The sequence below is a fragment of the Agrobacterium sp. NPDC089420 genome (assembly GCF_044900305.1).
Classification (GTDB): domain Bacteria; phylum Pseudomonadota; class Alphaproteobacteria; order Rhizobiales; family Rhizobiaceae; genus Agrobacterium.
Genome location: NZ_JBJDMY010000051.1, coordinates 1 through 5,931 on the forward strand (window position 1 = coordinate 1; position 5,931 = coordinate 5,931).

Genomic DNA, 5,931 nt, shown 5'->3' on the forward strand with positions numbered 1-5,931 from the left:
CGCCCTGGCCTACATCATAATTCAAACGCATCGGCAGAACCGATGCGATAACGACTTGCTGCCAAAACGGCGCTGCATTCCGAATATAGGACGTTATCGACCCTGATCGTTTTAGGATAGCCCGTGCCCTTGCAGATACGCTCCAGCGTCTGAACCACATCCTCACCACGGTAGGTGAAGCCTGCGTCGGTAGCCGGGCAGTAACGAGAATGGGTGTCCACAACGGTCAGGATGCGCAGTTTCTTACCCGTCGCGAGCTGGTCGTGAACAAAGTCCATCGCCCAGACATCGTTCGGCCCGACCGCCTCCTGGCGATCGTCTCTGAGCTTTGCCTTCAGCCGGCGCTTGGGATGCTTGTTGCGTAGCTGAAGGCCTAACTCGCTGTAAATCCTGCGCGCCTTCTTCATATTGATCTTCCATCCATCGCGACGCAAGTGGACATGGACACGCCGGTAGCCATACCGCACGCGTGTCTCGCAAATCTCCTTGATGCGTCTCTCGAGTGGGGCCTGTTCGGTGCGACGGGACTTGTAGTGATAGATCGACGTGTCGAACTTCAGCGCCTGGCAGGTCCGTCGGATCGATATGCCCCAATCCACCAATATCCCGTCGATCAGCTTGCGCTTCCGGACAGGCCTCAGAGCTTTCGGCGGATGACGTCCTGCAACATCTCGCGGTCCAGTGTCAGATCCGCGACGATCTTCTTGAGCCTGGAATTCTCATCTTCCAGAGCCTTTAATCGGCGCATCTCGTCGGGCAAAAGACCCGCATACTTCTTGCGCCAATTAAAATAGGTCGCCTGGCTAATTCCAGCTTTCCGGCAAATCTCAGCCACCGGCACGCCATCATCACCCTGCTTGAGAATGAACGCCTTCTGCGCGTCCGAAAAATTCGATGCTTTCATCGCGTCCGCTCCTGTTCCCAGCCGGGAATCTCGCGCGAAAAACTCCAATCAAAAACGATCCAGTTTTTGGGGATCAGAGCACAGTAGCATTCCATCTTTAACCAACAGGAGACGGAATAATGAGCGCCCGCCATCCCAGCCGTCACGGCAGCAGCGTTTCGGTGGGTGTGGCCCGCCGGTGGCTGATAACCGACGAGGAATGTGGCCGGATCGTAACGCATGTGGTGTAGTATCTATCATGATCGCTGTGGCACAAGGTAACGTTTGGATCGTATGGCTATGTCGAAATCTAGCACCCACTACAACAATGGTCACCTCATCCATCTCCTCCCGCGGTTTGAAGCAGCAATGCAGATGGAACAAGCGCGGGCGCCCGAGGCTCTAATGTTTCCACGCCGTATGGGCTTCGCGGGGCGTATATCCTTCGCTCTTATGAGCACGATTGCATCCGCTATTGCCGCTGGAGCCATTTTCGCACTCTGGACGAGCGAGACGCCTGGTTGGTGGTTCAACGTCCTTTTTACGGTCATGTTGAGCAGCCTCGCGGGCTCACTATGGGCAATCCTGATCAGTTCGATCCGGCTGGCTAGCCTCGAACATCATCTGCAGGCCGTGTGGCGCGACATCGGGCCGACTGCGGTCGCGACAAGCGGACGGGTGAAGGAGCGATACTGGGCGCTCGCTGAAGACGGTTCAGTCCTGTCCTTTACGCTCGTTGTTCAAGGCTCTGACCGGCAGTCGATTTGTGGAGAGTGGCAACCCGTGAACTCGCGTGAATACCTTCTGCAGACTCAAGTTCCCGGCATCGGCTCCGAAGTTCGCATTTGGCGTGTTCCCGATGCCGCGATCGATGCACCGCTGGTGATCGAAGTCGCCGATCCATCGGTCGTAGTTTGAGTCTTCCTTCAGAGTGCGCCATTGCTGTCTATTCACCCGTCAGGCTTGGGACGGATAATTCATCTAAAAATAGTAATTCATATTAAATACAGATCTAGAATTTTGGGGACTTTCATCGCCGGTACTTTTGCTATCTGATAGGTAAAGGTTCAAATTAGAGCATCAGCGGCGTGGTCTGTGAGGCGCAATGCAACCTTCAATCAGGTACCCCGAGCCGGAGAATTTCATCTCGGCACTTGGCAATCCGTTCGACAGCGAAGCCGTCAGCAAGGTTGTGACGCCATTCGGCATTACATGGTCGAACGCCGTGCAACTCGACAAGTAAGATTCCGCTGGCCAATCTGGAAAAGTTCATCGACGAAGCTCTGGCCGATGGCAAGAACTTCTACCTGACTGTGGACTAAGGGTCTAGACATTGAAGCTGACGAAAGAAATTCTCCCAGGCCGGTCACTGGCCGGGATTGTCCTGCAGACCTCCATCGACGCGATCATAGCCGGCTTGCAAAGTCGCCATGCGATCGCGATCCACAAACGCATCGTCTCCATCGATGATGGCCTCGTCACTATCGGCTACGGGGAGGATCACTTAATCTATTCGGTGATGTGCAATTCCAGATTTGAAGGAAGCTACCAGGGCAAGCTATGGGCTGGAATGACAGTGAAAGATGTCTTGAAGAATTCCACCACGCAAGTGGCATGGGGTGGCGCCGTGGTCGTGGATGGAATCGAAGGGATCGGATTGCCTCTGCCAGATGGTTTCGACGATTTTGATCGGATCACGGATCATCTGCCGCTGGACCATGCTTTCGAGTACCTCTCGGTTTACCTCGATGTATAGGGGCTGGTCAGCCCCGACATGGCCGGAACTGGGCATATTTCCGCCCCAGCCTTCATTGATGACCTTGGACTGGGCATGTACGCTGTGAAAAGTGAAGCAATGAGAACACATGTTATGACGTTGAACGAATTGTTGCCTTTCCTCGGATACTCCGAATTGAATTCAGGTCTCGCGAAACTGTTGGAAACTGCGGGAGCGAATATTCGGTCTTTGTCACCTAGGACGCTCCGCGCCGAAGGCTCCGACGCTATCGAACTCAAAACCATGGGTCTCGAATTGGCATTTTATGAACGAGAATACTACGAGAATAAATGTGCAACACCTAAAGACGCGGGCGAAGCGATCTTCGTCGCAGCGTTTGCCTATGGGGGCGGCAAGGCCTTTAAGCGCTATGTGGGGCCGGTTCCATTCGCTAATGCAGCAATCGGTAACCGGCAAGATGCACTTCGTGAGTTCGGCGCACCGCACCGCACGGAGGAAGAAGAAGGCTTGGTCGAGTGGGACCAGTGGATCAAGGAGGGAATACAGGTGCGCGCCACGTACCATGACGATGGCGCGCTGTGGAATCTATCCTTCTCGGTCCCTTTCAAATGAAACTCCGCACGACACCGGGAACGAGTGAGACGAGCCGCCTGAAATGGCGGAGGAATATCACACCAGAGATTCCATGCCCTATCAGGGCTGGCACAGCGAAAATCAGCACCGAAATCGGGCCGTTGCGATCGTTCGTGTCGACACCTATGGCTCGATATTCGTTCGGCGTTGTGACCAAGTCGGTTTCGGGAGTTTTCAGACAGTCTGTAGGAGTTTTTGCGACATTACGTCCCCGAGACACAGCAGCACCGGCTACACCCGTTCTGTCAAACGCTGTCGCAGTTCGAAGAGTTCTGCATCGATGCATTCGGCTTCATCATTCTGCAGCTCATCCGACGAACGCACTATGCTCAATTTTTGAGACGCAGCCAACGGCAGGATAACTGCGCGCCCGATCACCGAAAACCCCGGAATCACTGAAATATCGAGAGGAAAATGCCCCAATTACGCCAAGCGTGGACCTCATGCTCACAACTTGCTTAGATTACTGGGTAAATAGAGGTGCCCAGCTTGTGCCGTTTCGAATAGTGCCGCTGCGTCGACGACGGTACACGCCAATAGCGGCCCTTAACCTCCGTCTTGCGCCTGGTGCAATTCAGGCCATCGATACCGCAGACCGGCAGTTGTTGTAGGAGACTTTGCATGCAGCAATTGGCTGATCTAAAAGAGAAGGAAATTGGTCGCGAAGCGATGTTCAGAGTGAAAGCTGAATACCGCTTACGAAGCGGTGGTGGATTTTATGCTGGTCGAAATGACCGAGGCAGAACGACCGCTAGAAATAATGGTTGCAACAGGCTACAACACGGGCCTTAGCCTCGTCTATCTTCCTCACGAAGCGCTACTGAAGGGCACGCGGATGCTGTCGACTGCGCGGCTCAAGCAGAATTGGGAAAAGTGGGTGTATGGCCTGCTGCCGGTTTATAGGACACGAGGTTAAGCTAATCCCACCTTGGTTTCAAAGTCATTGGGGCTGAGATAGCCCAGTGTCGAGTGGCGGCGCTTCGGATTGTAGAAGCGCTCGATGTAATCGAACACATCCGTATTTCGGCCTGTATTCCGGTTGGAAATCGAGCTTCCGGCTGATGGTTGGGGGTGCACAATCGTTTTGGGAAGAGGTTGGACAAAGCGATGTCATGCGCACCAGACATTTGCATGACTTGACATCAGGCGAACTGCATTTCGTCGTTGAACATAGGCATTTCCTGTACGCCGGACATGAATCGTCGTTCTGTGAGCAACTCGCTGAAGTGATTACGACGAGGTTCCGCCGCGAACCATATCATGTACAGCTTGCCATTCTGCACTCCGCCGGTTTTGTCCGTCGCGCCTCAGACGCGGCGCTTGCCGCGTTGACCGACGCGCTCAAGCAACTTGAGCCGAATGATTTTCACTTATTTATAAGCACCAGCATCATTGAGGCGCTGAAGCTTCTGGGCGGTCTTGAAGAGGATGCGGAGGAGGCACGAGGAGGGATAAGAGACCAGCTTCACGCCGCGCTGGACGGCAAAGACGAAGAAGATACCTTTGAGCAGGCGTTGTCGATCTACGTTACCCAGTTCGACCACCCGCTCGACGGCATATATTGCGAGGAGGTCAACGCCCTTTCGGATATTGAGAAGAAGCGGTTGGTAACCCGTGCTTTTCAGGCGGATAGCGTTCGTCACTCCCTGTCGCTCAAATGGCTTGCGACGGCAGTGGCAGATGAAGATGACCCTTCGGATGCGCCACTGTTCGTTCGCTATGCGCGCTATCCGGAAATCAATCCGCACTGGCAGGACGAAATCGCGGTTTTTGTTCTCGCGACGAGATTCCTGGCGAGACATGAGGTCGAATTGCCTCAGACACCCGCGGATGACGATCGCCAGCGATGTTTCGTCCATCTGCGGGAAATTGTACGTTATGCTGAAGTTCGTTCGCAGGCGGCCTTAATTGCCGCAGCGGTTGCTTGGGGAGCGTGACTGCTTATGCCTGCTCCAATCGTAGTCAGCTGCTTGCATGATGTAATTCAAGAGGGGCTTGAATAGCGTTCGCCGATGGCCGAGTCAAGGCGCTACGGCTCTATAGAATTTTCTCAACTCTTTCAGACGGAATTATTGAAAATTGGGCGACAGTTCCTGTCTGACGGCATTCCCGCACTCGATAGTCACAATCACAAGGACGAGCGTGCGACAGCTTGGGCAGTCAGCCTCATCGGAAAGCTGGGCGACAGGAGTGACTTAGGAACACTGCGAATTCTTCTAAATCAACCGGACTTCGCGCGATCGGCGACTGGTGCCATTCGCCAGATCGAAGTGCGCTGTTAAGTTTCTCTATCTGTGGCGCGGACACTCAGTGCATTCGTCTGCGCGAATACGGCCTCTAGGCCTGGCATGCACAGTCTATTTTCCTCAACGAGGAATGTTGACTGGGACGATGGTCAAGAACTTAATGGGGCGAGGAACGGCCCGCTATAAGAGGAGCACAGTTGGCATGCTACCGGACACGCAGCATCATCGGTGTTTGCGGCCCCCTGCTTTGCACCTGCCGGTTTTGGAATTTGTATTTTATGTCGGGGATTTAGCCTGTTTGATCGTAGCTGTTTAGCGTACTGGATCGTAGTTTTCGGCTATTATTGGATAGTGTAGCGTAGGATTTGGTTGCGGGGGCAGGATTTGAACCTGCGGCCTTCAGGTTATGAGCCTGACGAGCTACCGGGCTG

6 protein-coding genes and 2 pseudogenes are annotated in these 5,931 nt (G+C 54.0%); 6 read left to right on the forward strand and 2 right to left on the reverse strand.

Features of this window, described 5'->3' with window-relative positions; genetic code table 11:
- Positions 1-95: 95 nt before the first annotated feature.
- Positions 96-904 (reverse strand): annotated as a pseudogene (locus tag ACI2KA_RS26735) (IS3 family transposase); the annotation flags it as partial.
- 279 nt (positions 905-1,183) lie between these two features.
- Here ACI2KA_RS26735 and ACI2KA_RS26740 point away from each other — a divergent pair.
- The 5 genes from ACI2KA_RS26740 to imm45 all read left to right on the forward strand — a co-directional run bounded on the left by ACI2KA_RS26740 (position 1,184) and on the right by imm45 (position 4,170).
- Positions 1,184-1,801, forward strand: a complete 618-nt coding sequence (locus ACI2KA_RS26740; protein ID WP_404505456.1) for a hypothetical protein — start codon at positions 1,184-1,186, stop codon at positions 1,799-1,801.
- 187 nt (positions 1,802-1,988) lie between these two features.
- Entirely contained in the window at positions 1,989-2,126 is a 138-nt protein-coding gene (locus ACI2KA_RS26745) for a hypothetical protein (RefSeq protein WP_404505457.1), read from the forward strand.
- A gap of 90 nt (positions 2,127-2,216) precedes the next feature.
- Complete coding sequence (locus ACI2KA_RS26750) at positions 2,217-2,639, forward strand: hypothetical protein (RefSeq protein WP_404505458.1); 423 nt, start codon at positions 2,217-2,219, stop codon at positions 2,637-2,639.
- A gap of 114 nt (positions 2,640-2,753) precedes the next feature.
- Positions 2,754-3,233 carry a hypothetical protein gene (locus ACI2KA_RS26755; protein WP_404505459.1) on the forward strand — a complete coding sequence of 160 codons (480 nt, stop codon included), beginning with the start codon at positions 2,754-2,756 and terminating at the stop codon, positions 3,231-3,233.
- Between the two features lie 706 nt (positions 3,234-3,939).
- Complete coding sequence (gene imm45 / locus ACI2KA_RS26760) at positions 3,940-4,170, forward strand: Imm45 family immunity protein (protein ID WP_404505461.1); 231 nt, start codon at positions 3,940-3,942, stop codon at positions 4,168-4,170.
- On the opposite strand, the pseudogene ACI2KA_RS26765 reads toward imm45, so the two are convergent.
- Positions 4,167-4,271, reverse strand: a pseudogene (locus ACI2KA_RS26765) (IS3 family transposase); the annotation flags it as partial. The gene imm45 and the pseudogene ACI2KA_RS26765 overlap by 4 nt on opposite strands.
- Before the next feature lie 95 nt (positions 4,272-4,366).
- On the opposite strand from ACI2KA_RS26765, the gene ACI2KA_RS26770 reads away from it, so the two are divergent.
- Complete coding sequence (locus ACI2KA_RS26770; protein WP_404505460.1) at positions 4,367-5,191, forward strand: hypothetical protein; 825 nt, start codon at positions 4,367-4,369, stop codon at positions 5,189-5,191.
- Positions 5,192-5,931: the final 740 nt, after the last annotated feature.

Bases quoted from the DNA above. Each gene is read 5' to 3' on its own strand.
- ACI2KA_RS26740 (WP_404505456.1), top strand. From the start codon at position 1,184: ATGTCGAAATCTAGCACCCACTACAACAATGGTCACCTCATCCATCTC.
- ACI2KA_RS26745 (WP_404505457.1), top strand. From the start codon at position 1,989: ATGCAACCTTCAATCAGGTACCCCGAGCCGGAGAATTTCATCTCGGCA.
- ACI2KA_RS26755 (WP_404505459.1), top strand. From the start codon at position 2,754: ATGACGTTGAACGAATTGTTGCCTTTCCTCGGATACTCCGAATTGAAT.
- ACI2KA_RS26770 (WP_404505460.1), top strand. From the start codon at position 4,367: ATGCGCACCAGACATTTGCATGACTTGACATCAGGCGAACTGCATTTC.